Source organism: Pseudomonas sp. AC355, assembly GCF_979258205.1.
The window spans coordinates 1,006,674-1,029,817 of record NZ_OZ409843.1 but is presented as its reverse complement, the minus strand read 5'-3'; the positions used below and the strand labels follow the sequence as shown (position 1 = coordinate 1,029,817).

Annotated in this window: 27 protein-coding genes, 4 tRNA genes and 1 pseudogene; 12 read left to right on the top strand and 20 right to left on the bottom strand. The window is 58.8% G+C overall.

The window, feature by feature from the left end:
• Positions 1-13 precede the first annotated feature (13 nt).
• From tcyJ to tcyN, 3 genes are read left to right on the top strand one after another with little or no spacing between them, the layout of a single operon-like run.
• The gene (tcyJ, locus tag ACZ0AI_RS04960) at positions 14-811 is read left to right on the top strand and encodes a cystine ABC transporter substrate-binding protein (RefSeq protein ID WP_463564820.1); all 798 of its coding nucleotides are present in this window, start codon (positions 14-16) and stop codon (positions 809-811) included.
• Complete coding sequence (tcyL, locus tag ACZ0AI_RS04955; protein WP_463564819.1) at positions 808-1,476, top strand: cystine ABC transporter permease; 669 nt, start codon at positions 808-810, stop codon at positions 1,474-1,476. Before tcyJ ends, tcyL begins: the two co-directional genes overlap by 4 nt.
• Before the next feature lie 26 nt (positions 1,477-1,502).
• Positions 1,503-2,258 (top strand): L-cystine ABC transporter ATP-binding protein TcyN, encoded by a 756-nt coding sequence (gene tcyN / locus ACZ0AI_RS04950; protein ID WP_463564818.1) that lies wholly within the window; start codon positions 1,503-1,505, stop codon positions 2,256-2,258.
• 23 nt (positions 2,259-2,281) lie between these two features.
• Here tcyN and ACZ0AI_RS04945 read toward each other — a convergent pair whose 3' ends face one another.
• The 3 genes from ACZ0AI_RS04945 to gorA form a co-directional block, all read right to left on the bottom strand.
• Positions 2,282-3,661 carry an FAD-binding oxidoreductase gene (locus ACZ0AI_RS04945; protein WP_463564817.1) on the bottom strand — a complete coding sequence of 460 codons (1,380 nt, stop codon included), beginning with the start codon at positions 3,659-3,661 and terminating at the stop codon, positions 2,282-2,284.
• 73 nt (positions 3,662-3,734) lie between these two features.
• Entirely contained in the window at positions 3,735-4,358 is a 624-nt protein-coding gene (locus tag ACZ0AI_RS04940; protein ID WP_463564816.1) for a trimeric intracellular cation channel family protein, read from the bottom strand.
• Between the two features lie 7 nt (positions 4,359-4,365).
• The gene (gorA, locus tag ACZ0AI_RS04935; RefSeq protein WP_463564815.1) at positions 4,366-5,721 is read right to left on the bottom strand and encodes a glutathione-disulfide reductase; all 1,356 of its coding nucleotides are present in this window, start codon (positions 5,719-5,721) and stop codon (positions 4,366-4,368) included.
• Between the two features lie 119 nt (positions 5,722-5,840).
• On the opposite strand from gorA, the gene ACZ0AI_RS04930 reads away from it, so the two are divergent.
• Entirely contained in the window at positions 5,841-6,263 is a 423-nt protein-coding gene (locus ACZ0AI_RS04930; RefSeq protein ID WP_463564814.1) for a VOC family protein, read from the top strand.
• A 56-nt stretch (positions 6,264-6,319) separates the two neighbouring features.
• Here the strand turns inward: ACZ0AI_RS04930 and galU are convergent, their stop codons facing one another.
• Entirely contained in the window at positions 6,320-7,156 is an 837-nt protein-coding gene (gene galU / locus ACZ0AI_RS04925) for a UTP--glucose-1-phosphate uridylyltransferase GalU (RefSeq protein ID WP_463564813.1), read from the bottom strand.
• A gap of 147 nt (positions 7,157-7,303) precedes the next feature.
• Here galU and ACZ0AI_RS04920 point away from each other — a divergent pair, with 147 nt between their 5' ends.
• Together ACZ0AI_RS04920 and ACZ0AI_RS04915 are read left to right on the top strand one after the other, a co-directional pair.
• Entirely contained in the window at positions 7,304-7,555 is a 252-nt protein-coding gene (locus ACZ0AI_RS04920) for a hypothetical protein (RefSeq protein WP_463564812.1), read from the top strand.
• A 279-nt stretch (positions 7,556-7,834) separates the two neighbouring features.
• Positions 7,835-8,623 carry an outer membrane protein OmpK gene (locus tag ACZ0AI_RS04915; protein ID WP_463564811.1) on the top strand — a complete coding sequence of 263 codons (789 nt, stop codon included), beginning with the start codon at positions 7,835-7,837 and terminating at the stop codon, positions 8,621-8,623.
• Positions 8,624-8,751: 128 nt separating this feature from the next.
• Here the strand turns inward: ACZ0AI_RS04915 and ACZ0AI_RS04910 are convergent.
• The 4 genes from ACZ0AI_RS04910 to ACZ0AI_RS04895 form a co-directional block, all read right to left on the bottom strand.
• Positions 8,752-8,838 (bottom strand) — tRNA-Leu (locus ACZ0AI_RS04910).
• Between the two features lie 189 nt (positions 8,839-9,027).
• Positions 9,028-9,363, bottom strand: coding sequence for an ElaB/YgaM/YqjD family protein (locus tag ACZ0AI_RS04905; RefSeq protein WP_463564810.1), 336 nt, complete (start codon positions 9,361-9,363; stop codon positions 9,028-9,030).
• Positions 9,364-9,455: 92 nt separating this feature from the next.
• Positions 9,456-9,707 carry a hypothetical protein gene (locus tag ACZ0AI_RS04900; protein WP_463564809.1) on the bottom strand — a complete coding sequence of 84 codons (252 nt, stop codon included), beginning with the start codon at positions 9,705-9,707 and terminating at the stop codon, positions 9,456-9,458.
• 93 nt (positions 9,708-9,800) lie between these two features.
• The gene (locus ACZ0AI_RS04895) at positions 9,801-10,052 is read right to left on the bottom strand and encodes a DUF1652 domain-containing protein (RefSeq protein ID WP_463564808.1); all 252 of its coding nucleotides are present in this window, start codon (positions 10,050-10,052) and stop codon (positions 9,801-9,803) included.
• Between the two features lie 224 nt (positions 10,053-10,276).
• On the opposite strand from ACZ0AI_RS04895, the gene ACZ0AI_RS04890 reads away from it, so the two are divergent.
• On the top strand, positions 10,277-10,513 hold the full coding sequence (locus ACZ0AI_RS04890; protein WP_463564807.1) for a YgaP family membrane protein: 237 nt from the start codon (positions 10,277-10,279) through the stop codon (positions 10,511-10,513).
• A 273-nt stretch (positions 10,514-10,786) separates the two neighbouring features.
• Here the strand turns inward: ACZ0AI_RS04890 and ACZ0AI_RS04885 are convergent, their stop codons facing one another.
• On the bottom strand, positions 10,787-11,011 hold the full coding sequence (locus ACZ0AI_RS04885) for a hypothetical protein (RefSeq protein WP_463564806.1): 225 nt from the start codon (positions 11,009-11,011) through the stop codon (positions 10,787-10,789).
• Between the two features lie 164 nt (positions 11,012-11,175).
• On the opposite strand from ACZ0AI_RS04885, the gene ACZ0AI_RS04880 reads away from it, so the two are divergent.
• Positions 11,176-11,466 (top strand): Arc family DNA-binding protein, encoded by a 291-nt coding sequence (locus tag ACZ0AI_RS04880; RefSeq protein WP_463564805.1) that lies wholly within the window; start codon positions 11,176-11,178, stop codon positions 11,464-11,466.
• Positions 11,467-11,561: 95 nt separating this feature from the next.
• On the opposite strand, the pseudogene ACZ0AI_RS04875 reads toward ACZ0AI_RS04880, so the two are convergent.
• Positions 11,562-12,001, bottom strand: a pseudogene (locus ACZ0AI_RS04875) (hypothetical protein).
• A gap of 146 nt (positions 12,002-12,147) precedes the next feature.
• Here ACZ0AI_RS04875 and ACZ0AI_RS04870 point away from each other — a divergent pair.
• Together ACZ0AI_RS04870 and ACZ0AI_RS04865 are read left to right on the top strand one after the other, a co-directional pair.
• The gene (locus ACZ0AI_RS04870) at positions 12,148-12,381 is read left to right on the top strand and encodes a hypothetical protein (protein ID WP_225832446.1); all 234 of its coding nucleotides are present in this window, start codon (positions 12,148-12,150) and stop codon (positions 12,379-12,381) included.
• Positions 12,382-12,593: 212 nt separating this feature from the next.
• Positions 12,594-12,887 (top strand): hypothetical protein, encoded by a 294-nt coding sequence (locus ACZ0AI_RS04865; protein WP_463564804.1) that lies wholly within the window; start codon positions 12,594-12,596, stop codon positions 12,885-12,887.
• Between the two features lie 173 nt (positions 12,888-13,060).
• On the opposite strand, the gene ACZ0AI_RS04860 is transcribed toward ACZ0AI_RS04865, so the two are convergent.
• From ACZ0AI_RS04860 to gacA, 5 genes are all read right to left on the bottom strand, one after another.
• Positions 13,061-13,134, bottom strand: a tRNA-Cys gene (locus tag ACZ0AI_RS04860).
• Positions 13,135-13,173: 39 nt separating this feature from the next.
• A tRNA-Gly gene (locus ACZ0AI_RS04855) sits at positions 13,174-13,249 on the bottom strand.
• 66 nt (positions 13,250-13,315) lie between these two features.
• A complete protein-coding gene (pgsA, locus tag ACZ0AI_RS04850) occupies positions 13,316-13,876 on the bottom strand; it encodes a CDP-diacylglycerol--glycerol-3-phosphate 3-phosphatidyltransferase (protein ID WP_463564803.1) in 561 nt (186 codons plus the stop codon).
• Positions 13,877-13,909: 33 nt separating this feature from the next.
• Positions 13,910-15,748, bottom strand: coding sequence for an excinuclease ABC subunit UvrC (gene uvrC / locus ACZ0AI_RS04845; protein ID WP_463564802.1), 1,839 nt, complete (start codon positions 15,746-15,748; stop codon positions 13,910-13,912).
• Positions 15,735-16,379 carry a response regulator transcription factor GacA gene (gene gacA, locus ACZ0AI_RS04840; RefSeq protein ID WP_463564801.1) on the bottom strand — a complete coding sequence of 215 codons (645 nt, stop codon included), beginning with the start codon at positions 16,377-16,379 and terminating at the stop codon, positions 15,735-15,737. The genes uvrC and gacA overlap by 14 nt, the downstream gene beginning before the upstream one ends.
• Positions 16,380-16,701: 322 nt before the next feature.
• Between gacA and ACZ0AI_RS04835 the strand changes: the two genes are divergently transcribed.
• Positions 16,702-16,908 carry a hypothetical protein gene (locus tag ACZ0AI_RS04835; RefSeq protein WP_463564800.1) on the top strand — a complete coding sequence of 69 codons (207 nt, stop codon included), beginning with the start codon at positions 16,702-16,704 and terminating at the stop codon, positions 16,906-16,908.
• A 132-nt stretch (positions 16,909-17,040) separates the two neighbouring features.
• Here ACZ0AI_RS04835 and ACZ0AI_RS04830 read toward each other — a convergent pair.
• Positions 17,041-17,131, bottom strand: a tRNA-Ser gene (locus ACZ0AI_RS04830).
• 179 nt (positions 17,132-17,310) lie between these two features.
• Between ACZ0AI_RS04830 and ACZ0AI_RS04825 the strand changes: the two genes are divergently transcribed.
• A complete protein-coding gene (locus ACZ0AI_RS04825) occupies positions 17,311-17,979 on the top strand; it encodes a Bax inhibitor-1/YccA family protein (protein ID WP_463564799.1) in 669 nt (222 codons plus the stop codon).
• Between the two features lie 61 nt (positions 17,980-18,040).
• Here ACZ0AI_RS04825 and ACZ0AI_RS04820 read toward each other — a convergent pair whose 3' ends face one another.
• The 4 genes from ACZ0AI_RS04820 to ACZ0AI_RS04805 all read right to left on the bottom strand — a co-directional run bounded on the left by ACZ0AI_RS04820 (position 18,041) and on the right by ACZ0AI_RS04805 (position 23,140).
• Entirely contained in the window at positions 18,041-18,640 is a 600-nt protein-coding gene (locus tag ACZ0AI_RS04820) for an START domain-containing protein (protein ID WP_463564798.1), read from the bottom strand.
• 36 nt (positions 18,641-18,676) lie between these two features.
• On the bottom strand, positions 18,677-18,937 hold the full coding sequence (locus ACZ0AI_RS04815; protein WP_463564797.1) for a YkgJ family cysteine cluster protein: 261 nt from the start codon (positions 18,935-18,937) through the stop codon (positions 18,677-18,679).
• Positions 18,938-19,019: 82 nt separating this feature from the next.
• Entirely contained in the window at positions 19,020-20,930 is a 1,911-nt protein-coding gene (locus ACZ0AI_RS04810; RefSeq protein WP_463564796.1) for a sensor histidine kinase, read from the bottom strand.
• A complete protein-coding gene (locus ACZ0AI_RS04805; protein WP_463564795.1) occupies positions 20,927-23,140 on the bottom strand; it encodes a putative bifunctional diguanylate cyclase/phosphodiesterase in 2,214 nt (737 codons plus the stop codon). Before ACZ0AI_RS04805 ends, ACZ0AI_RS04810 begins: the two co-directional genes overlap by 4 nt.
• Positions 23,141-23,144: the final 4 nt, after the last annotated feature.

Sequence of the window (23,144 nt, the reverse complement as noted above, 5' to 3'; positions counted from 1 at the left end):
CAGAGGCTCAGCTATGACATTCGCAATATTGCGTCGCCAGTTCCTTATCGGCAGCTTTGGTCTGGCCCTCTGCGCCGGCCTCGGTAGCCAGGCATTCGCCGCCGACGATCTCCAGAAGATCAAGGACAACGGCAGCATCAAGGTGGGTCTCGAAGGTACCTATCCGCCCTTCAACTTCCAGGACGAAAGCGGCAAGCTCGCTGGTTTCGAGGTGGACTTCGCCGAAGCGCTGGCCAAAGAGCTAGGCGTAAAGGTCAGCTTTCAACCGACCAAGTGGGACGGCATTCTGGCGTCTCTGGAATCGGGTCGGATCGACATCGTGGTCAACCAGGTCACCATCTCGGACGAGCGCAAGAAGAAGTACGATTTCTCCACACCTTATACCGTCTCGGGGATTCAGGCTCTGACCCGGAAAAGTGACGCTGACGGTGTGAAGACCGCTGCGGATCTGGCAGGCAAGAAGGTCGGTGTCGGCCTGGGCACCAACTATGAGCAGTGGCTGAAGGAAAACGTCCCGCAGGCCGATATCCGCACTTACGATGATGATCCGACCAAGTTCCAGGACCTCAATGTTGGTCGCATCGATGTGGTTCTGGTTGATCGCCTGGCAGCATTCGAAATGGTCGCCAAGACGGGTGACCGCATGGCCGTTGCTGGCGACGCATTCTCCCGCCAGGAATCAGGGATCGCACTGCGCAAAGGTAATCCCGAGCTGCTCGCGGCCATCAACAAGGCCATTGAAAAGCTGCGCGCTGACGGCACCTTGAAGCAACTCTCTGAAAAATGGTTCAAGGCTGACGTCACTCAATGATGCAAGACAGCCTCCAGTTGGTACTGGATTCCTTACCTTTCCTGCTCAAGGGAGCAGTCTGGACGATCGTCCTGAGCCTTGGCGGTATGTTTTTCGGCACGCTGCTGGGCTTCGGCCTCGCGCTGCTCAGGCTCTACGCCATCGCGCCGCTGGGCTGGTTGGCCAGGGTGTATATCTCGTTCTTCCGGGGTACACCGCTGCTCGTGCAGTTGTTCATCATCTACTTCGGCTTGCCTGAACTGGGATTACAACTGGAGCCGCTGACCGCCGCCCTGATTGGCTTTTCTCTGAACATGGCGGCCTACGTTGCAGAGATCATGCGTGCGGCCATCGCCTCGATCGATCGCGGCCAGTGGGAGGCCGCGGCCAGCATTGGCATGAGCAAGACTCAGACGATGCTGCGCGCCATCCTGCCTCAGGCCGCACGCACTGCCCTGCCACCGCTGGGTAACAGCTTTATCTCGCTGGTCAAGGACACCGCGCTGGCGGCCACCATTCAGGTACCGGAGCTGTTCCGTCAGGCACAGTTGATCACTGCCCGCACGTACGAGGTCTTTACCATGTACCTCGCGGCAACCCTGATCTACTGGATACTCTCCAGCGTATTGGCGCATCTGCAGAACCGATTGGAAGCGCGGGTCAACCGCCACGAGGCGGAAAACTGATGGCTCTACCGGACACGAGCAGCAGCATGATCACCGTTCGCAACCTGACCAAGGCGTTCAAGGGCCAGACCGTTCTCAACGGCATAGACCTGAATATCGCAGCCGGCGAAGTGGTGGCCATTATCGGCCCCAGCGGCTCGGGCAAGACCACCCTGCTGCGCTGCCTCAACCTGCTGGAAACACCGGATGGTGGCAGCATTCGTGTGGGTGAGATCGAGATCGACGCCAGCAAGCCGATCAGCCAGCAGCAGGGGCTGATCCGCAAGCTGCGTCAGCACGTGGGTTTCGTGTTCCAAAACTTCAATCTGTTCCCGCACCGCACCGCGCTGGAAAACATCATCGAAGGCCCGGTGGTGGTGAAGAAACAATCGCGCAACGTGGCCATTGAACGCGGCCGGCAGCTGTTGGCGAAGGTCGGTCTGACGGGTAAGGAAGACGCCTTCCCGAAGCGTTTGTCAGGCGGCCAGCAGCAGCGCGTGGCGATTGCCCGTGCGCTGGCCATGGAACCGGACGTGATCCTGTTCGATGAACCCACCTCGGCGCTGGATCCGGAGCTGGTCGGTGAAGTGCTGGCGACCATCCGCGCCCTGGCCGAAGAGCAGCGTACCTTGGTGATCGTCACCCATGAGATGGGGTTTGCTCGCGACGTGGCCAACCGCGTCATCTTCATCGACAAGGGCGTAATCGTCGAGCAGGGCGATGCCCGCGAACTGCTCAGCAAGCCCAAACAGGCACGCACCCAGCAGTTTCTCAGCAAGTTTCTCGGCGATGCGCTGAAGTGATCTGGCGGCTTCGCTCTGGATAGTTACTTAGGGTAATAGGCGTCCCACAGACGGTTGCGAAACCGGTAGGTGGGATCCAGCTGGCGTTTGAGCGCGAAGTATTCCGGCGCCCGCGGGTACGCCTGGAGGAATTGCTCGCGGCTGGCGTGAATCTGATAAGGCAGGTAATGCCGCCCTCCGCAGCGCAGGGCGGCGGCGATCAGATCCCGAGTCCAGGCTGCGGCTTTCTGCCGTTCACCATCTGAGCTGCCCTGCCGGTAGTAGAGCACCAGAGCGAAGACCTCCTCGGGCGCCCAGCTCAACACGGTATCCGGGTCAGCCTTGGCATGGCGAATGGAGACGTTGATCAGCGTGGCCTGATGCTGATGGGTCAGGCGCGCCAGCTCGCCGATGAAGCGTTCCAGCTGCGCCGGCGGTACGAAATACTCTTGCAGCACATAACTGAAGCCAGGGCCGGATATCGGTTCCAACTCGCTGACATCGAGGCTGGCCTCATGGTTGCGCCACTGCACCTTGGGGCTGCGGAACAGCAGCGGATCGAGCGCCGCTTCACGCAGTTTGATGCCCGAGGATGATCCACTAAGACGAATCCCCGCGCGCTGTATATGGCTCCCTTGCTGCCTGGGGCTCAGCCGCTGCGCTTCGGTCAAGGCAGCCTCGGTGCGCCGGTAGGAAACGGCCCGCACCGTGGAGAAGTCATCGGGATAGAGAATGCCATTGTGCATCACCAGATCCGCCTGGGCCGCGACCTCGCGATAGAACCAGGGCCGATAGTCCTGCAGTGACATGACCTGGCTTTCCCGGGCGATGCGCGTGTTCTCCACCAGGCCCAGCGTGGCCTCGACTATCACCCCAAGGCCACCATAGCCACCAATTACACCATGGAACAGCGCAGCGTTGTGGCTAGGACTGGCGCCCACCACACGGCCATCGGCGAGCACCACGCGGATACCCCGCACCGAACCAGCGATCGGCCCCTCGCCCACGTAACGGCCATGCACATTGACCGACAGCGAACCACCCACCGTGAAGTTGGCGTAGGACTGCATGATCTGCGGCGAGAGGTCGTACGGGTCGACGTATTCGAGTATGGCGCGCCAGGTGATACCGCTTTGCACGCGAATTTCCCGGCGCTCGGCGGAGAACTCGAGCACCTGATCGAGCCCGCGCATGTCCAGTTGCAGCGCGCCGTCCGAGGCCGTCTGACCACCCATGCTGTAACGACCGCCGCCGATGCTGACTGGCCCGGCATGACTGCGCAGCGCCTTGACGACATCCTGCTCGCTAAGCGGCACGACGACCTGCTCGACGACGACCGGGTTGAGGCCGGTGACGTCATTGACCACCTCTTCAGCGCAGACGCCCAGGCTCAGCACGCACAGACACAGGAGCAAACGATGCATCGACCTTCCTTGGTGAATACAAATGGGTAACAGCGTTATCGAGAAGCCTGCCGCGCTCTGACGCGCAAACGTATCAGTCGCGGTCGAGCAGGTGAAACCGAGGTAGCGAGAAGTGCCAGCGGATCGCTGCCAGACGGATCACCAGCACCACCAGCATGGCAATGCCGGTATCCAGCCAGTGCGGCGTTTCCAGCATACGCAGCAGCACGAAGGTCACCGCGCCGGCCAGGCAGGCGGTGGCGTAGATCTCCTTTTTGAAGATCAGCGGGATCTCGTTGCAGATCACGTCACGCATCACGCCGCCGGCGACACCGGTCATCACCCCCATGATCACCGCCGTGCTGGACGGCATCGCGTACTGCAGGGCGACTTCGGTACCGATCACGGTGAACACTGCCAGGCCGAAGGCATCGGCGATCAGCAGGCCCTTTTCGTGGATCGGCCGGGTCAGGCGCACCCAGATCACCGTGCCGACGGCAGCCAGGCAGGCGACCAGAATGTAGGTGTCGTTGCGAATCCAGCTGACCGGATGATTGTCGAGGATCACATCGCGCAGCGTACCGCCGCCAAGTGCGGTGATGATGGCGATCACCAGCACACCGAACAGATCCATGGACTTGCGCCCCGCCATCAGCGCGCCGGTGATGGCGAATACCGCCACCCCGAACAAATCCGCAAGGTAAAACAGCTGGCTCATCGACAAGTCAGTTCACCGGCGTACGCAGGGTGACGAATTCCTCTGCAGCGCTCGGGTGAACGCCGATGGTTTCGTCGAACACCTGCTTGGTCGCCCCAGACTTGATGGCGACCGCCAGGCCCTGGACGATCTCGCCGGCATCCGGGCCGACCATGTGGCAGCCCAGCACGCGATCGGTATCGGCATCGACCACCAGTTTCATCAAGGTGCGCTCATCGCTTTCGGTCAGGGTCAGTTTCATCGGCCGGAAGCGGCTTTCGAAGATCTTCACCTGGTGGCCGGCCTCGCGAGCCTGTTCCTCCGTCAGCCCCACCGTGCCGATGTTCGGCAGGCTAAACACCGCAGTCGGGATGTTCTGATAATCGACCTTGCGGTACTCCTCCGGCTTGAACAGACGACGCGCAACGGCCATCCCTTCGGCCAGGGCCACGGGCGTTAACTGCACGCGACCGATCACATCACCGATGGCGAGGATCGACGGCGCCGTAGTCTGGTACTCGTCATCGACCTCGATATAGCCCTTGTCATCCAGGCTGACGGCGGTGTTTTCCAGCCCCAGATTCTCGAGCATCGGCCGGCGCCCGGTGGCGTAGAAGATGCAATCGGCCTGCAGAGTGCGGCCATCCTTCAAGGTGGCTTGCAGGCTGCCGTCGGCCTGCTTGTCGATTCGCGCGATATCGGTGTTGAACTGCACATCCAGGCCGCGCTTGCCGAGTTCTTCATGCAGGTGCGTACGCAGGGAATTGTCGAAGCCACGCAGGAACAGCTCACCGCGATACAACAGCGACGTCTGTGCACCGAGGCCATTGAAGATCGAGGCGAATTCCACAGCGATGTAGCCACCGCCGACCACCAGCACGCGCTTGGGCAGCTCTTCCAGGAAGAACGCCTGGTTGGAGTTGATCGCGTGCTCATGCCCCGGAATATCAGGAACATGCGGCCAGCCACCGGTGGCGATGAGGATGCGTTCGGCGCTGTAGGTCTTGCCGTCGACTTCGACGCGGTGCTCGTCGAGCAGCCGCGCATGGCCCTCGAGCAGGGTCACGCCACTACCCACCAGCAGCTTGCGGTAGATACCATTGAGGCGCTCGATTTCGCGGTTCTTGTTGGCGATCAGCGTCGGCCAGCTGAACGTGGCCTCGCCGGGCGTCCAGCCGAAGCCCTGAGCGTGCTCGAAGTCATCGGCGAACTGCGCGCCGTACACCAGCAGCTTTTTCGGTACGCAACCCACGTTGACGCAGGTGCCGCCCAGATAGCGGCTTTCCGCCACCGCCACACGGGCGCCGTAGCCCGCGGAGAAGCGCGCTGCACGCACACCACCGGAACCGGCACCGATTACAAAGAGATCGAAATCGTAGGTCATCACAGCCTCCTGAACAGATGCAGAGCATACCGTAAACGAAGCGCCCTGCCCGCCTGGCACATGGCGCAAACTTATCCTCAAGGCGGCCAGTCTAGTCTCGATAGAACAAGGAGCTATTTATGCGCCCGATCCTCACACACCTGGCCCTGCACGTCCCCGATCTGCAGGCCTGTATCGATTTCTACGAAGACTTCTGCGGCATGCACGTCATCCACCGCAGGCCCGGCAAGGGTTCGCAGATCGTGTGGATGGCCGAGCCTGGTCGCGAGAGCGAAGTCATCTTCGTGATCATGCCCGGTGGCGAGCCACGGCGCCTGGCGGCCAACGATTACAGCCACTTCGGCTTCGCCCTGCAGAGCCGCGAGGAAGTCGACGCCATCGCTGCCAAGGCTCAGGCTGCTGGCTGCCTGATCTGGGCGCAACGCGACGAGCCCTACCCGGTTGGCTATTACTGCGGCGTGCAGGATCCCGCAGGCCATTACATCGAGTTCAGCTACGGCCAGCCGCTGGGGCCAGGCGCCAAGCCGATCAACGAAAGCTGAACATGAAAAAACCGCCCGAAGGCGGTTTTTCTGTCAGCGAGTCAGCCAGCGAGCAATTAGCCCCTGCCAGTCTTGTAGAGGTGCTCGTAGCAGAAGTTGGTGGCGTCGATATAGCCTTCCGCGCCGCCGCAGTCGAAACGCTGGCCCTTGAATTTATAGGCCAGTACGCAACCGTCCTGAGCCTGCTTCATCAGTGCGTCGGTGATCTGAATTTCACCGCCCTTGCCCGGTTCGGTCTTCTCGATCAGTTCGAAGATGTCCGGAGTCAGGATGTAACGTCCGATGATCGCCAGGTTCGACGGCGCGTCTTCCGGCTTGGGCTTCTCGACCATGCTGTTCACGCGGAAGATATCGTCACGGATCATCTCGCCGGCGATCACACCGTACTTGTGGATCTCTTCCATCGGCACTTCCTGCACCGCCACGATCGAGCAGCGGAACTGGTTGTACAGCTTGACCATCTGGGTCAGCACGCTGTCGCCTTCGAGGTTCAGACACAGGTCATCGGCCAGTACCACGGCGAACGGCTCATCACCAATCAGCGGACGACCGCTGAGAATAGCGTGGCCCAGGCCCTTCATTTCCACCTGGCGGGTGTAGGAGAAGGTGCAGTTGTCGATCAGACGACGAATACCGACCAAGTACTTTTCCTTGTCGGTATTGCGGATCTGCTCTTCCAGCTCGTAGCTGATATCAAAGTGGTCTTCCAGGGCGCGTTTGCCGCGGCCCGTCACCATGGCGATCTCGTTGAGGCCAGCCGACAGCGCTTCCTCCACGCCGTACTGAATCAACGGCTTGTTCACGATCGGCAGCATTTCCTTGGGCATGGCCTTGGTTGCCGGGAGAAAACGAGTGCCGTAGCCAGCGGCGGGAAACAAGCATTTCTTGATCATGGAAGTCCCTGAATGAGAGAGGGTTATCGACGCCGAAGCAGTTTATCAGGACGCCCGCGGCTTACAACGGCAGGACGGTAATCACCTAAAACGTTTGCTCAGCCAGGCAGTCACAAACTGTGAAACCCACCGCAACGCGAGGTTCGCATGTCCATTGACAATGATTTGAAGAAAGAGGTTCTCACCCGCCTGCTGCACGCTCACCCTGCCGGCCTCGGCAAGGAGGTGCTGGATAATTTCCGCGGCGAACACGCGGTCGCCGATGCGCTCAAGCACTTGCAGGACAGCGGGCTGATTCACGATGGTGCCGTCTCGGGCACTGCTGGTGAGCTGTCCCTGAACTACCCCATCAAGCTCAGCGCTTCAGGCGTCGAAACGGCCAAACAGCTCGACGCGTGATCCGGCCCCAGCCTGTCATCGCACTGTATTGAGCGCTGCAAAAAGCGCCGTTTTCTCATCACGAGGAAACGGCGTTCTCGTCTCTGCCACCCTCCCCATATCGACACGATCCACGCTCGCAAATGCTGTACACTCGCGCGCCGCGCTGAGCTGGGACAGGCATTTTAGAGCCCTCGCCTGCCTCTGAGGCAGGTGCGTTGAACTCACCTAGCCCCTCTTATGCTGCCGCTCGCTGGAAACCGGCGGGCCGATCACTCAACACACTCCGGAACACGCCCGATGAAACACACCGCGACTTCCCTGCTGCTGGCGGGCAGCCTGCTGACTCCTGTCCAGAGCATGGCCGATCTCCTGCTGTGGCAGGACAACAGCCTGACCTACCTCAACGGCATCGACTTCAAGATCGACCCGCCTCGCCAGCAAACGCTCACTTTCGAGCACGCCAGCGGCTGGAGCTTCGGTGACCTGTTCCTGTTCGTCGACGGCATCAAGTACAACACCGAGGCCACCAATGGCGCGGGCGACGGGCACACCTTCTACGGCGAAATCAGCCCACGCCTGTCGTTCGGCAAGATCAGCGGTAGCGACCTGTCGTTCGGCCCGGTGAAGGATGTGCTGCTGTCCGCCACCTACGAGTTCGGTGAAGACGATGTCGACGCCTACCTGCTAGGCCCGGCCATCGACTTGGCGATTCCCGGTTTCGACTACTTTCAGCTCAACACCTACCTGCGCCGCCCGGACGGCAAGCGCGACGGTCGCAATGTCTGGCAGATCACGCCCGCATGGAGCTACACCGTGCCGGTCGGTAACTCAGACCTGGTGATCGATGGCTTCATCGACTGGGTGGTCGACAACGACGACAGCTACCACGCCAACCTGCACATCAACCCGCAGATCAAATACGATCTGGCCAAGGCCATGGGCTGGGGCAAGAAGTTCTACGTGGGCGTCGAATACGACTACTGGAAGCACAAGTACGGCATCGACAACAACAGCCCGTTGGGTGACGAAGTCTTGGGCGGCACCAACCAGAGCGCGATCAGCCTGCTGGTCAAGGCTCACTTCTAGTTCACTGTCGGTCTTGCTGCCCCTGAAACGGCGGCAAGACTAAGCACGCTCAATTGATTGGCTCGTGACGTGAATGATTTGGGAGATAGGGAGGATCGCATGAAGGGATCGCAGCCTTGCGCTGCAGATGGTGCCCCGAGCCGGAATCGAACCGGCAAGACCTTGCGGTCGGCAGATTTTAAGTCTGCTGTGTTTACCAATTTCACCATCGGGGCGGCGAAATATGCGAGGGCTGGACTATATACACCCCCAGGCGGCGCTGCAAGGTTAAACGGCGCAATAAAAAGCCCCGTAAATCAGTGATCTACGAGGCTATATCAGTCGACCGCAGGCTGACCATGCAGCTGCGCTCGACTCGATTCTGGCGGGTCGCAGCCTGAGACTGCGCGCCCGCAGGCACCGATTTACTTGCTGCTACGTCCGACCAGCAGGCCGATCAGCAGACCGAAGCCCGAGGCGACGGCAACGGAAGTCCATGGATTGCTTTCGATGCGATCCTGAGCGTTATCGATGGTTTCACGACCCAGCTCGACGGCCTCACGACCTTTGTCGGTGATCGAACCTTTGGCTTCATTGAGCAGCGCGATCACTTTCTCACGAGCTTCGTGTGCCTTGTCACCAGAAAAGGACTCGGCATCGCCCAGCGCTTTGCTGGCCTGGTCGAGAAGTTTCTTCAATTCCTTGGCGCTTTCCTGTTGAAACTGATCCAGGCCGCTTTCCAGCGAAGTTTTACGAGCCATTAGCGAATACTCCATAAAGTGATTGACGCTATTTTGGAGGCGCCGCCAGTCGCCAGAGTTCAGGTTTTTTGCCGATCAGCACTATCAAGCACTCAGGAGTCCAGCTCGATGAGCCCGGTATGGGCGACATGATCGCCGGCCATGCCGCGCACGCGAGCACGCAGATCGAAGGGCATATCGTGCTTGAAGGTGACGGCGTGGCCGATCAACTGGCCGTCCTCGTCGACCCGCTCGCGCTCTTCCACCATCCAGGTTTCCAGCTCATCCTCCGTCAGCCCCAGCTCTTGCGCCAGCAGCGAATGGAAGCGCTCGAGATCGAGGCCATCGAATTTTCCACCGTCCATATCGTCATCCTCTTCAATAGTCAGTACTGCTAACTGAGGCTGCGGGATGTGGAGGCAGTTCACTCTGCCTGATCGGGAGCGCGGCTGACGGCATCAGGCCTCCTTGCGATCACTCCCTGAATTCAGCGTGCGCAGATCCTGACGCAGCTGTATCACCAATTGGGATATTTGCCGTGATGTCGAGAGCTCTGCACGCGATATTCCGGTGACATTCAGATAAATCTGCGCGGTGACAGGATCCTGGATCTGGATAGTCACCGACTCATTGGCATCGATGGTGCAACTACAAACCAATGGTAGAAATGCGCATTCGACGATGCGGCGCTGCTCGAGAATGGACATCATCTTGGAAACTCCTTCCTCACTGTGATGACCCTCGAAGTTTAGTTCGCGCAAATAGACTGTCAGGAGGACATTCTGTCCCGCCTGTCGGCTAGTCGGCATGGTCGATCGAAATCCCGCGGCGCCACGCAATTCAACCGTTGGTAAGCCACCCGGGACATTGCCCCTGCGACACTCTTCACTGTTGCGTTACCTCCATGCGGAGGTACATCCAGATGAGGTGTCACATGCACGCGTACAAGAATGTTGAAGGTACCGAGCGCTTGCTCTCACTAGCCGTAGGCATGGTGAGTGCATTCAGTGGTATCAGGCAGGATGGAGTCGTCGGGCTGATCAAGATCGCGGCGCTGATCGCCCAGCGTGGCATTACCGGTAATTGTCAGCTCAAGGACTTTCTGAGCTGCGCTGAAAAAAGGGAGCGCCATGAGAGCGACACGCCCCCGCCGCAGACCACGATGAAGTGACTATCAGCCGCCAGGCGCAAGGTAGGAAGGCGAAGATGGATAACGCGCTCAAGGAAACCTTCCCGGCCAGTGACCCTATCTCGCCGTAGGGCTAGCGCCTGCCGATCACGTGGCCAGTACGATAAGTATGTTGGTGGGCGTCATTCTTGGAACAAGCACCGGACGCCCAGCCAGGTTGGCATGCAATATCACTATGCCGTAATTCGAATCATTCGATCATCAAGCGTCGGAGCGAAATATTTGCCGCAGAACACGAGAGCGAATGCACCCTGCTCAATCGCCCCCGCCCCCGCCCCCGCCGCCGTTGCCGTCGCCGCCGCCAGAATCCGCCGAGACATCGTTGTCGGTAATCATGGTACCGCCAGAGCCGCCACTGGAGCTGCTGGAGTCGCTTTCGGCCTTGCGCTTTTTCGCGGCAGGCCTGAAGTAGGCATAGAGCACGCTGATGGCTAGCACGGCCAGTACCACAAGATAGATCCAGTCAATTGCGCTGAACATCCTTACCTCCAACCATTGATGACTGCCCTGATGTTACGCCATTCGCTTTTCCGGCGTGATACGTCCCACAGCAACATGAATAAACAGCCGATCGTCCAGGGATATGAACTATTGTGCTGCATGGCATCAAATAGCTATTACCACCCAACATGGAGCAGCCTACCGTGACCAAACCAGTATTCAACGCTCGTACTGCTGATAAGTTCGTGGTTCGTTTGCCGGACGGAATGCGTAAGCGTATTGAAGACCTGGCCAACGAGAATTACACCAGCATGAACACCGAGATAATCCAGGCCATCGAAGCCCATCTCGAAGGCCAAGCGCGTCAGTCTCTGCTGATCGACGCACTGCAAGCGAAGCTCAAAAGCGAACTGCAGACCACTGCCAAGCCTGGCAAGAAGGCGCAGGAGCCCAATATCGACTATCTCGATGGCCTCAAGACAGGCACACGCTAAGCCTGTCTGGTTAACGAGATGCGGCCCCGCCCACGCGGGGCCCGAGCCGGTGAAGTGAATGCGACGCGCCCGCCTCGCTCTATCATTCGGCCATTTCAGATGTGGGCTGTGGCGAACTGCACCACCGAGAACGCGCCCAGAATCCCCCAGAACCTGCTGAACATCCATGGCGAGCGCAGCGAGAACAACAGCGACTTGCGATAACGCTCTTCACACGCCTCGGTTTCGCAGAATAGCGGCGAATCATCATAGACATGCCCGAACCGCGGCTCACTGCGCAGCAGCGTGTCCTACTTAAATTGCCAGTGCCCGATGATCGCCGCAGAGGCCCTGATGCAAGGCCATGCGCTCAGCGAACTGACGATCATCAGAAACGACCGTGCCTACAGACGTTGGTACGGCTCGATAACTGGCCCGTCTCGTGATGAACTTCCCGGCGGTAGAAATCCAGGCGCTCCATCGGCGTGCCGAACATCATGTAATCGCTGGCGGATGTTTCAGTTTCGGAGGCATTGGGAGTCGCGATCAGGGGCATAACGGTTACCGCAGGCCATAAGTACAATACTTGGCAATCCAGGATAGGTCGAGGCTGAGCAGCTCCAAACTTGCCTCATGCCGGATAAGAAGTGGTGCCGGATCATTATGGGCAACTAAAGAATCAACAAATACGAAAGAGGCAACATGGGACAGCGTCAAACTCAGATATTGAAACAAGACCTCAAAGCAGTCGCAGAAGACCTGAAATGGGCATCCGTCGACCTGGTCAAAATTGCAGAACGCCTCAGAGGCACAGAGAACGAAGCAGATGCCTGGGCCATTCTTCGCATGGTCGGCGTGCTGATCAACGGCGAGGATCGGCTCAACAAATATGCTGGCGAGGTAAAGGCTGGCCGGATCGTAAGAGCTAAGGGTTGATGATGATCGGCTATCAATGCAGGAGCCTGTCGTAGGCGCGATGCGATGGCTCTCATTGCATCGCCCCTATTAAACGCTGCGGCTTGACGCGCTTACGCCAAAGACTGGCCTTTCATTTTCTGCGACGCGCCCCATAAATACCGATGCCTTTCGCCATTGACTCAGCTATATCTCACGATCAGGATCATTGAAGACAGTTTCAGGGAGTGAGTATGTTGGTATTTATCGGCGGGCTGATCGAGTGGGTGATGGATTTCGTCACTGACGTCTGGCTCGTGCGCAAAAAACGCTCGCTGAAGAATCGCCCGGAAAACACCTGGAACAAGGCCGCAGAAGATGTTGCCTTGGTGGATGGGCTCACCACGGCGCTGCTTGCGTTCGCCGTTGTGGTTTTCGTCGTGATCCACTTTGTGGTCGGGCTCTCTCTTGGCGTAAGCCTCTCCCTCTCCATAGCACCAGCGTTACTGTACTGCTGCTACCGGTGGATCAAACTGATGAATGGCTGATTGGCACGCCCCGACAAGCGCCCCACCCCAGTAGTATCCAACAGGGTAGCGCCTCCCCTTGATGGATATACAAGTCACCAGTTTGGATATCACGTACAGCGTGCGTGAACTACTACAACTATCCAAACAGACACAAAAAAGCCCCGTAGCTATTAACTACGGGGCTTTCTGTTTGGAGGCTGAGGTCGGAATCGAACCGGCGTTCACGGATTTGCAATCCGGTGCATAACCACTCTGCTACTCAGCCTTTAAACTGAACAGGCCGTACTAGACGGCCCGTTTAAATTGGAGCGGGAAACGAGACTCGAACTCGCGACCCCGACCTTGGCAAGGTCGTGCTCTACCAACTGAGCTATTCCCGCTTGTCTTATCGACGGGCGCCATTCTATAGCTTCGCAACGCCCAGTCAAGCTCTTGATTCAAAAAAGTTATTTCTTTTCTGCGGTCACGCTGAGGTGCGGCCAGGCGGCCAGCAGGTATTGCACCATCGACCACAAGGTGAGCACAGCCGCGATAATCAGCAGCATATAACCGACCAGTACCCAGAAACCGAACAGCGGCGGGTTACCGAGCAGGATTACCAGCGCCACCATTTGCGCGGCGGTCTTCCACTTGGCCAGGTTGGACACCGCAACATGCGCTCTTGCCCCCAGCTCGGCCATCCATTCGCGTAACGCCGAAACGACGATTTCACGACCAATGATGATGGTCGCAGGCACGGTCAGCCACAGGTTGGCGTGCTCGGCGACCAGCAGCACCAAGGCGGTGGCAACCATCAGCTTGTCCGCAACAGGGTCGAGGAAGGCGCCGAACGGCGTGCTCTGCTCCCAGCGACGCGCCAGGTAGCCATCGAGCCAATCGGTCACGGCGGCAAAGGCGAATACCGCGCTGGCAGCCCAGTAGCTCCATGAGAATGGCATGTAGAACAACAAAATGAAGATCGGGATCAGCAGAACGCGGAGCACCGTTAGGAGGTTGGGGATATTCATCGGCTCGACTGGGCGGTTAGGTGAGGCAGCATTCTACTCGCTGTGCAGGGCAGCATAAATCAACCCTGCCAGCTTTTTACTAATGCCGGGTGCTTTAGCGATCTCTTCAGCACTGGCACGGGACAACTCTTGCAGACCACCAAAGTGGTTAAGCAGTTCACGGCGACGTTTCGGCCCTACTCCGGCCACTTCTTCCAGAGTTGAGGTACGTCGCGTCTTGCCACGACGGGCACGGTGCCCTGTGATGGCAAAACGATGCGATTCGTCGCGAATCTGCTGTATCAGGTGCAGGGCCGGTGAATTGCCCGGCAAGGTAAATTCGTGTGCGGCGTCGTTCAGGTACAGGGTTTCCAGGCCGGGCTTACGCGTAGTGCCTTTGGCTACACCCAGCAGAATCAACTCTGGCACCTCCAGCTGGGTCAGCACTTCGCGCGCCATGGCCAACTGGCCCTTGCCGCCATCGACCAACAGGATGTCCGGCAACTTACCCTCGTTCTGCTTAACTTTGCTGAAGCGGCGGGTCAGCGCCTGGTGCATGGCGGCGTAGTCGTCACCGCCGGTCACGCCTTCGATGTTGTAGCGCCGGTAGTCGGATTTGATCGGGCCTTCGGGGCCGAACACCACGCAAGAGGCCACGGTCGCCTCGCCGCTGGAGTGACTGATGTCAAAGCACTCTAGACGTTGCGGCACTTCGTCCATGTCCAGAGCTTCAGCCAGCGCATCGAAACGCCCTGCCATGTGCGCACGGTTAGCTAGTCTAGCGCCCAGCGCCTGCTCGGCGTTAGTCACGGCCAGGGCTTGCCAGCGTGCTCTGGTGCCACGGACACGGTAGCTGATGCCCAGCTCACGCCCACGCAGCTCCTGAATGGCGGCGATCAGCACGGGATAGTCCTCATGGGGCGCATTGACGATCAGTTCGGTCGGCAGATCGCGCTCCTGACTGCCCAGGTAGTACTGACCGAGAAACGCCACGAGCACATCCTGGGCCTCTTCTTCGATCGCCACCTGGGGGAAGAAATTCTTGCTGCCAAGCACGCGCCCGCCACGCACGCTGATTAGATGTACGCAGGCGCCACCTGGGTTGACCATGGCCGCGATGACATCGACGTCGCCGGTACCACCCTCCATGCTTTGCTGGTCCTGCACGCGGCGCAGCAGCGCCATCTGGTCACGCAGTTCGGCGGCTTTCTCGAAATCCAGTGCCATGGAGGCCTGCTGCATGTTCGTGGACAGCTCGGCATTCAAGGCATTGCTGCGCCCTTCTAGAAACATCACCGAGTGACGCACATCCTCGGCGTACTCGGCCGGTTCGACGAGGGCGACACAAGGCGCCTTGCACCGTTTGATCTGGTATTGCAGGCAGGGCCGCGTGCGGTTCTTGAAGTAACTGTCTTCACATTGGCGCACCAGAAAAGTCTTCTGCAATAGCGCCAGACTTTCCCGGATCGCACCCGCGCTCGGGTAAGGCCCGAAATAGCGGCCCTTACTGTTCTTGGCGCCGCGATGGATGTCCAGGCGCGGGTAGTCACCGTCCGACAGGAATACGTACGGATAGGATTTGTCGTCACGCAGCAGGATGTTGTACGGCGGCCGCCATTCCTTGATCAGCGTCTGCTCGAGCAGCAGCGCCTCGGTCTCGTTGGCGGTGATGGTGGTTTCCACCTGGGCGATCTTGCCGACCAGCGCGGACGTCTTGGTCGCCAGCCCGGTCTTGCGAAAGTAGCTGGCAAGACGCTTCTTCAGGTTCTTGGCTTTACCGACGTACAGCAGGTTCGAGCTTGTATCGAACATGCGATACACCCCAGGGCGACCACTGCAGGTGGCGAGAAAGGCACTGGCATCGAACACGGGAGTGACTTCAGTTGGTGGCATCGACCATGCCGTGGCGGACAGCAAGCAACGCCAACTCCACATCACTGGTGATCGATAATTTCTCGAAAATCCGATAACGGTAGGTATTCACCGTCTTGGGCGACAGGCAAAGCTTGTCGGAAATGTTCTGTACCTTCTGACAGCCGGCAATCATGAGGGCGATCTGGATCTCCCGCTCGGAGAGCAGGTCGAACGGCGAATTGCTGCTCTGTGGCTGGAAGGATTTGAGGGCCAACTGCTGAGCAATCTGCGCGCTGATAAAACGCTGCCCCGAGAAGACCATACGAATGGCTTGCACCATTTCTTCCAGCGCTGCGCCTTTGGTCAAATAGCCGGCAGCGCCTGCTTGCAGAAGGCGAGTCGGAAACGGATCTTCTTCACACACGGTAACCGCTACGACCTTGAGATCGGGATGGCTGCGGGTCAGCTTACGGGTGGCCTCAAGACCGCCGATACCCGGCATCTTGACGTCCATCAGGACGACATCCGGCTTCAACTCACGAACCTTCTTGAGCGATTCCTCGCCTGAGCTGGCCTGGCCGATGACTTGTAGCCCCTCAATGTCAGCCAACATGCGCGAAATGCCCGTGCGAACCAGGTCATGATCATCGACAACCAATACCTTAATCAAACGAACACCTCGTATCTGTGCGAGCGCCGCACAGCAACTGCGTGGGAGATTGTCACCATATCAAAAAACCTGACGCCTGAGTTAGCTCAAAACGTCAATTTACAAGCGTCAATTACAGGTGCGCGGCCAAACACGCTGACCGTGCACCAAGTAAGATTCTAAAGGGTTCAAAATACCCTTTCGCACGAGACCTGCAATAAACCAATGGCAGGCAATCTGCATAGGTATTGGCAGGCTGACACCCCTTGTAATTTAAGCGGAACGCTAGACCCACGGCACCACTCTGAATCACCAGACAGTGGTAAATACCGAGGGTACACATATGGATATGCTCATCAAGCAGCTCAAGACCGTAAGCGCCGACCGTTATCACATCGTCACGGAAACCTCATCTGACGGCTTGCAGGTCGATTGCCTCGATCTGCAATGCAACCTTGTAGCGACCCGCAGGCTTTCAGCCGCGCAATTGCAAAACAAGATTCTGATGACCGCTGTGTATGCGGAGCTCAAAGGAACACTGGGGTACTGATAGATAGCCATACCGCTGCATAGCGCAAATTACGATGTCAGAGAAAAGCTCCTTGTAATCATTTTTTGCTCCGAGCAAGAGTGCCAAATACAAAAAAAGGCTTAGGTTTTCACCTAAGCCTTTTTTTGTATTTGGTGGAGGGCTAGGGATTCGAACCCTAGAAACGCTATTAACGTTCGCCGGTTTTCAAGACCGGTGCATTCAACCACTCTGCCAACCCTCCAGGTCGACTTGGATGCTTCATCTTGCCGAAACATCCCTTTGCAACCTTGTTGGTTGCGGGCGGCATCTTACCGGAACGTAACACACTGTCAAACACTCTGATTGGGCAGTACCCAAGGCTCTGCTATGATGCCTCCCGACCTTGGTCACGGAACCATTAGCCTTTACAGGAGTGTCGCCATGCGCGAACAAGATTACGCACACAACCCTACACGGGTTGAACAAACCGCAGTCAGCAGCGTTCTGCGCAACACTTACGGTTTGCTGGCTCTCACTTTGGCATTCAGTGGCATCGTGGCGTTCATGGCTCAACGTGCCAACGTGCCGTACCCAAACATTTTCGTCGTGCTGATCGGCTTCTATGGCCTGTTCTTCCTGACAGCAAAGCTGCGTGACTCCGGCTGGGGCCTGCTGTCCGCCTTCGCACTGACTGGCTTCATGGGTTACACCCTGGGCCCGATCCTCAACCGTTACATGGGCATGGCTAATGGCGCTGAAGTCGTCAGCTCGGCATTCATGATGACGGCTCTGGTGTTCTGTGGTCTGTCTGCCTATGTGCTGACTACCCGTAAGGACATGAGCTTCCTGAGCGGTTTCATCACCGCCGGCTTCTTCGTCCTGCTGGGTGCTGTGCTGGCTAGCTTCTTCTTCCAGATCAGCGGCCTGCAACTGGCAATCAGCGCTGGCTTCGTGCTGTTCTCGTCGGCCTGCATCCTGTATCAGACCAGCGCGATCATTCACGGTGGTGAGCGTAACTACATCATGGCGACCATCAGCCTGTATGTATCGATCTACAACCTGTTTGTCAGCCTGCTACAAATCTTCGGCATCATGGGCAGCGACGACTGATCGACTCCCCCGTACGTGAAAAGGCCCGCCAATTGGCGGGCCTTTTCATTTCTGGCGCATTCTACTGAGTGGCCTTTTCCCGCATGCCCTTGAGGGTATTGAACGGCGCCTCTACGACGAATTTATTGGAGAGCCATGAAGGAACGCTGCCTCCTGGGTCGGAATGTGCTTCGTAGATGACCTCGACCATGCCGTCAGCCTTGGGGGTCATCGTCCAGTGCCCCTCTACTTCAGCCACCCGCACATAGCCTTTCTCTTCCGGCTTGTAGTCGGGCACGCCATGCAACTTGCGGGTCACACTGCCATCGGCGCCCTGCTCGGTCGTCACTTCTATGATCGAATCACGGGGCGTGACGGGCCATGGAGTATTGAAACGCGTGTATGTCCAGCTCTTGTCCCCTTCGTTCTTGAGCAGCCGCTGCTCCTGGCACTCGTGAATCCAGGCGCACGACGCCTTGACGTCTTCCTGAAGCGCCCTGAGCCTGCTTATATCAGCCTTGATCAGGGTCACGCCGCGATAGGCCTTGTAGGGTGAACCGGCCACGTCGCTCAAGTACACCTTGATGCCCTCTTCGTCCTTGACCAGGCTCCACCCTTCGGCGTGAGTGGCAGACGCGATACACAGGGCAGTGCTTGCTACCAACAATCGGGTCAACGACATTTCATTCTCCGGGGCTGACTTGTTTTCTTGTAGCGCCTAAACAGCTGTTGCCGTAGCACCCTCCAGCCAGGCGAGCAGGTGGATAGCGTCCTCGCTGCTATTACCGCAGACATCGAGATCTGCCGAAAATGCCGAGCAAACTGCGGGGCGATCCGGATGACCGAAGATTGTGCAGCGGTTGCCCTGATCGAGGTTTACGCAACGCTGGCCCGCCGGTTTGCCGTTGGGCATGCCAGGAATGAAGGAGCTGATGGAGGGAGAAATGCAGCAGGCGCCACAACCGGGACGGCATTGCATGGGGAGGAACCTCGAACGAACGACACGGCGCTAAGCGGCGGCAATTCTAGCGTGCCCGGCGGGAGGCTGGCAGCCCCTGCCGTCAGCCCAGGCTCAAGCGAATGCTAAAGCGTGAACCCTGACCAGGGGCACTGTCCACATCCAATTGAGCGCCGAGAATATCCACCGCCAGCTGGTGGGTGATATGCAGGCCGAGGCCCGTGCCGCCCTGTCCGCGGCGAGTTGTGAAGAATGGGTCGAAGATCTTGCCCTGCAGGTCGTCGTCCATTCCACGTCCATCATCGCTGACTTCGATCACGCAATGCCCCTGGGATTCGTCGACCTCACAGCGCACCGTCACCACCCCTTTAACGCCCGGATCGAAGGCATGAATCAGAGCGTTGTCGATGAGGTTCTGCAAGATCTGCCCGAGAGGGCCTGGATAGCTGTCAAGCATGAGATTTTGCGCGACGTCGAGTTGGATACGGTGCGGGCTCTGCCGCAGCTTCGGCTGTAGCAGCAGAACGACTTCATCGACCAGCTCGCGCAGATCGAAGCGACGTCGCTCGGTACTGGCACGGTCGGTGGCCAGTTGCTTGAACGCCCGAGTAAGCTGCGACATACGCTCCAGGCTGGTAAGAATGATGCCCAGACCATCATCGGTACGCTGTACGAAACGATCCAGTGTGGTGCGCTTCAAGCCCTCACGCATTCCGGCCTGGAACTCCTGGCTGGCTTTCTCCAGCGTCGAAGCCGCCACACTTGCCGCGCCGATTGGAGTGTTCAGTTCGTGGGCGACACCGGCAACCATGGTGCCCAAAGACGACAGCTTTTCCGCCTGCAACAGGGCGCGCCGGGTTCGCTGCAGTTGGTCGACGGTGCGCTGCAATTGCTCATTGCTGAAGGCCAGGGCTCGGCTGCTGACATGCAACTCGTGCTCAGCCCGCAAACGCTCCGCTTCGTCGATGGCGCGCCGCACGCTGACCAGCAGCCCAAGCCCCTGCAGTACACCGAAGAACAGCAGTACCCGCCACAACACTTCCCAACGCAAGGCATCAAGATTCTCAGCGGGCAGGTGTGACAGCAGCAACCAGTGATCCGCCACGTTTATGGTCGCCGAGTTACCGTCGCCCGGACGGAAATGGTTGTACGCCCAGAAACCGGCGGAGTCGATGAACGAGCCGCGCTGCTCTTGCTGCAATCGTCGCCAGCTCGATGGTTGAAGGCTGGCGAGCGTCATTTCGGGCTTGCCGAGCATGAAGCCCCAGGCATATTCGGGGCGCTCGCCCAGCATCCAGTAGCCTTCATGGTCGAGCAGTTGCAGCGAGCCACCATAAGCGGCGGAGGTTTCCTGCAAGCGGCCAAGCAGGCGTTCGGCTCGGTAGTCGAGGATCAGGATGCCTCGCCGCTCGCCCCGATCACTGAACACGGGCACCGCAGCCCGCAATATGGGCACCAGCGCGCGGATCGAGCCATCAGGCCGATATTGCCGATCGAGGTCGAAGCGCGACAGGTAGGACTCGCCCCGATACAAGTGCATGGTTTCCACGAAATAGTAGGCAGCGGAGTCATTTTGCAAATCCGTTGTGTCTACTGCCCGCACCGCACCGGAAACTGCATCGACACGAACGCGCTCCATGCCGGTTTCATCGAGCCAACGGATGCGCTGGTAAACCCCACGACTGCTGGAAAACTCGACGAACAGCTCGCTCAACGCGGCGTAGCTGTCATTGGAAGCGTACTTGATGGCTCGCGTCAGCAAAGGTTGCTGGCTGAGGAACTGCAGATCACCGCGCAGGCTGGCCAGGTGGCGTTCCAGAACGGCGACGCCCTCCCCCAGGCTGTCGCTTTGCGCATCCAGAAGCGGTTCGAGGCGATCATTGAGCATACGGTCATAGAGCAGTACGCTGAGCACAATGATCAGCAGCGACCAAGGTAGAAACAGAACCAGCAGGTTGCGTGGCAGGGGTTTTGACAGCGCTTTGCGCCACCTTGCCGCTCGGCTGATTATCACCGGTACGCACGCTCACCCAGCCAGCTCAGCAAACGCTCCAGCGGCATGGGTTTGGCAAACAGGTAGCCTTGCGCTTCCACGCACTCATGTTGCGTCAACCACTCGACCTGATCCTGGTTTTCCACGCCTTCAGCAATGACCGACATGCCTACACGCCGGGCAATCTGGATGATGGCCTCGGCGATCGACTGACCATCGTCTTCGGCGCGCAGCTCCTCCACGAAGCTGCGGTCTATCTTCAGGCGATCGGCGGGCAGTTGCCGCAAGTAGCTAAGCGACGAGAAGCCGGTGCCAAAATCGTCGATGGCGACCTTCACGCCCATCTCGCGCAGGGCCAGCAACTGCTCACAGACCTGCTCGAACGAACGCATGGCCACCGATTCGGTGATTTCCAGCTCGACCTGGCTGGCCCGCACCCCTGCCGACTCCAGATGCTGGGTGAAGCGCTCGATGAAATCGCGCTGCAGCAACTGCGTTGCCGAGACATTGATGGCGACCCGAATGTCGCCATAGCCGGCCTCGTCCAAGCGCCTGGCCGCTTGCAGCGACAAGCGCATGAGCAGATCGCCCAGAGGCAGAATGTAGCCGGTGGCTTCAGCGAGCGGAATGAATTGCAGTGGCGGTATCGCCTTGCCGTCGGCTTGATACCAGCGAGCCAGGGCTTCGACACCAGTGACAACGCCACTGCGCATGTCCAGCTGGGGCTGCAGCTCGATACTGATCAGATCGCTGGCCACCGCATCACGCAATGCCAGCAACAAGCGGAAGGATTCGGCGTGAGCCCCCTGCAACTGACGGTCGTGCACCACATGCTGATCATGGCCCAATTGCTTGGCCTGCTTGAGCGTAAGCCGCGCGTCCTGAAGCGCGACGCTGGCGGTGTCGTCAAAATCGCGCAGGTACAGGGTCACGCTGCTCAGGCTATGCACCTGGCCGAGTTCATAAGGGCGATTGGGGCGGCGGAACAACGCCACGATATCCTCGGCGCGTACCTGATCTTCCGGGCCGAGAATGGCAAACAGATCATCGCGTACCCGGGCGATCAGCACGCTGCCATCAAAGGTCTCGCGCAGTCGGTTGGCCACCAGGCCCAGGATGAAATCTCCATAACCAGTCCCGAAAGCGGTGTTGGCGCCGGAAAAGTTGTCGATATCGATCAGCACCAACACCCGCTCGTCCTTATTCGAACTGCTAAGCGTCATGTCGAGCATGCGAATCAGCGCATTGCGGTTAGGGATCTTCAGCAAGTCGTCCTGGTAGGCCATCTCCTCCAGGCGGCTGAACAACGCGACGTTATAGAGGCCACGGCTGATACTGGCACTGAAGACCTCGAGCAGTTCAAGCTCGGTATCATCCAAGGTGCGCTCGGTCGCTACGTAACAGGCGTAGTCAGCGCCGGCCTGAAAGCGCGGAAAAAATAGTACGGTGCAATCGTCGAAGCGCAGCGTGCATTGCTTTTGCAGGCTACAGCGCAAGGCGCTGGCCACGGCATCGTCGCGCAGCCCATCCAGGTCGCCATCGATGGATGCGTAAAAGCGCCCGCTGGCGCTGATCACATGAGCATTGGGAAGGCTGCCGGGGCTAGGCTCCTGCGCCTTGACGCAGACGATGCCTTCGGCTTGCAAGTCCAGCAACGAGGCAATCTCGGAGAGGATCTTGGCTGACAACTCGCGGGTGTTCTTCGAACAAAACAGCGCATTGCTGGACTCGACGATCATCTGCAGGCCACGGCGGGCGCGGGCGGTGGCCTTGAGCTGCGAGTAACTGCGCAGCCCGGCGGTCAGCACCGTACGCAGGCGCTCGGCACTCAGCTCGCTTTTGGACCAGTAATCGTTGATGTCGTAATCACGCATGACCTCCTGCACAGGTGCCATGCCAGGCTCGCCAGTGAGTAGCACGACGCGGATCTCGGCATTGCCGATCACCTCGCGCAGGGTCTTGACCAAGCGCAGGCCGGCATCCTCGGTCTCCATCACCACGTCGAGCAGAACCAGGGCGATATCGCGTTGTTCGGCGAGAATCATCGCCGCCTGGCGATTGCTGAAGGCCTGCTGTATCTCGATACGCCGGCCAAAAATTTCCATCTCGCTCATGGCGAAAGCCGTGGCGCGTTGAAAGCCTGGATCATCGTCTACGGTGAGAATGTGCCAAACCGGCTGCTGCGTGCTGCCAACAGGCTCATCGTCGAAAAACACTACGGAGTCATCCATGAAA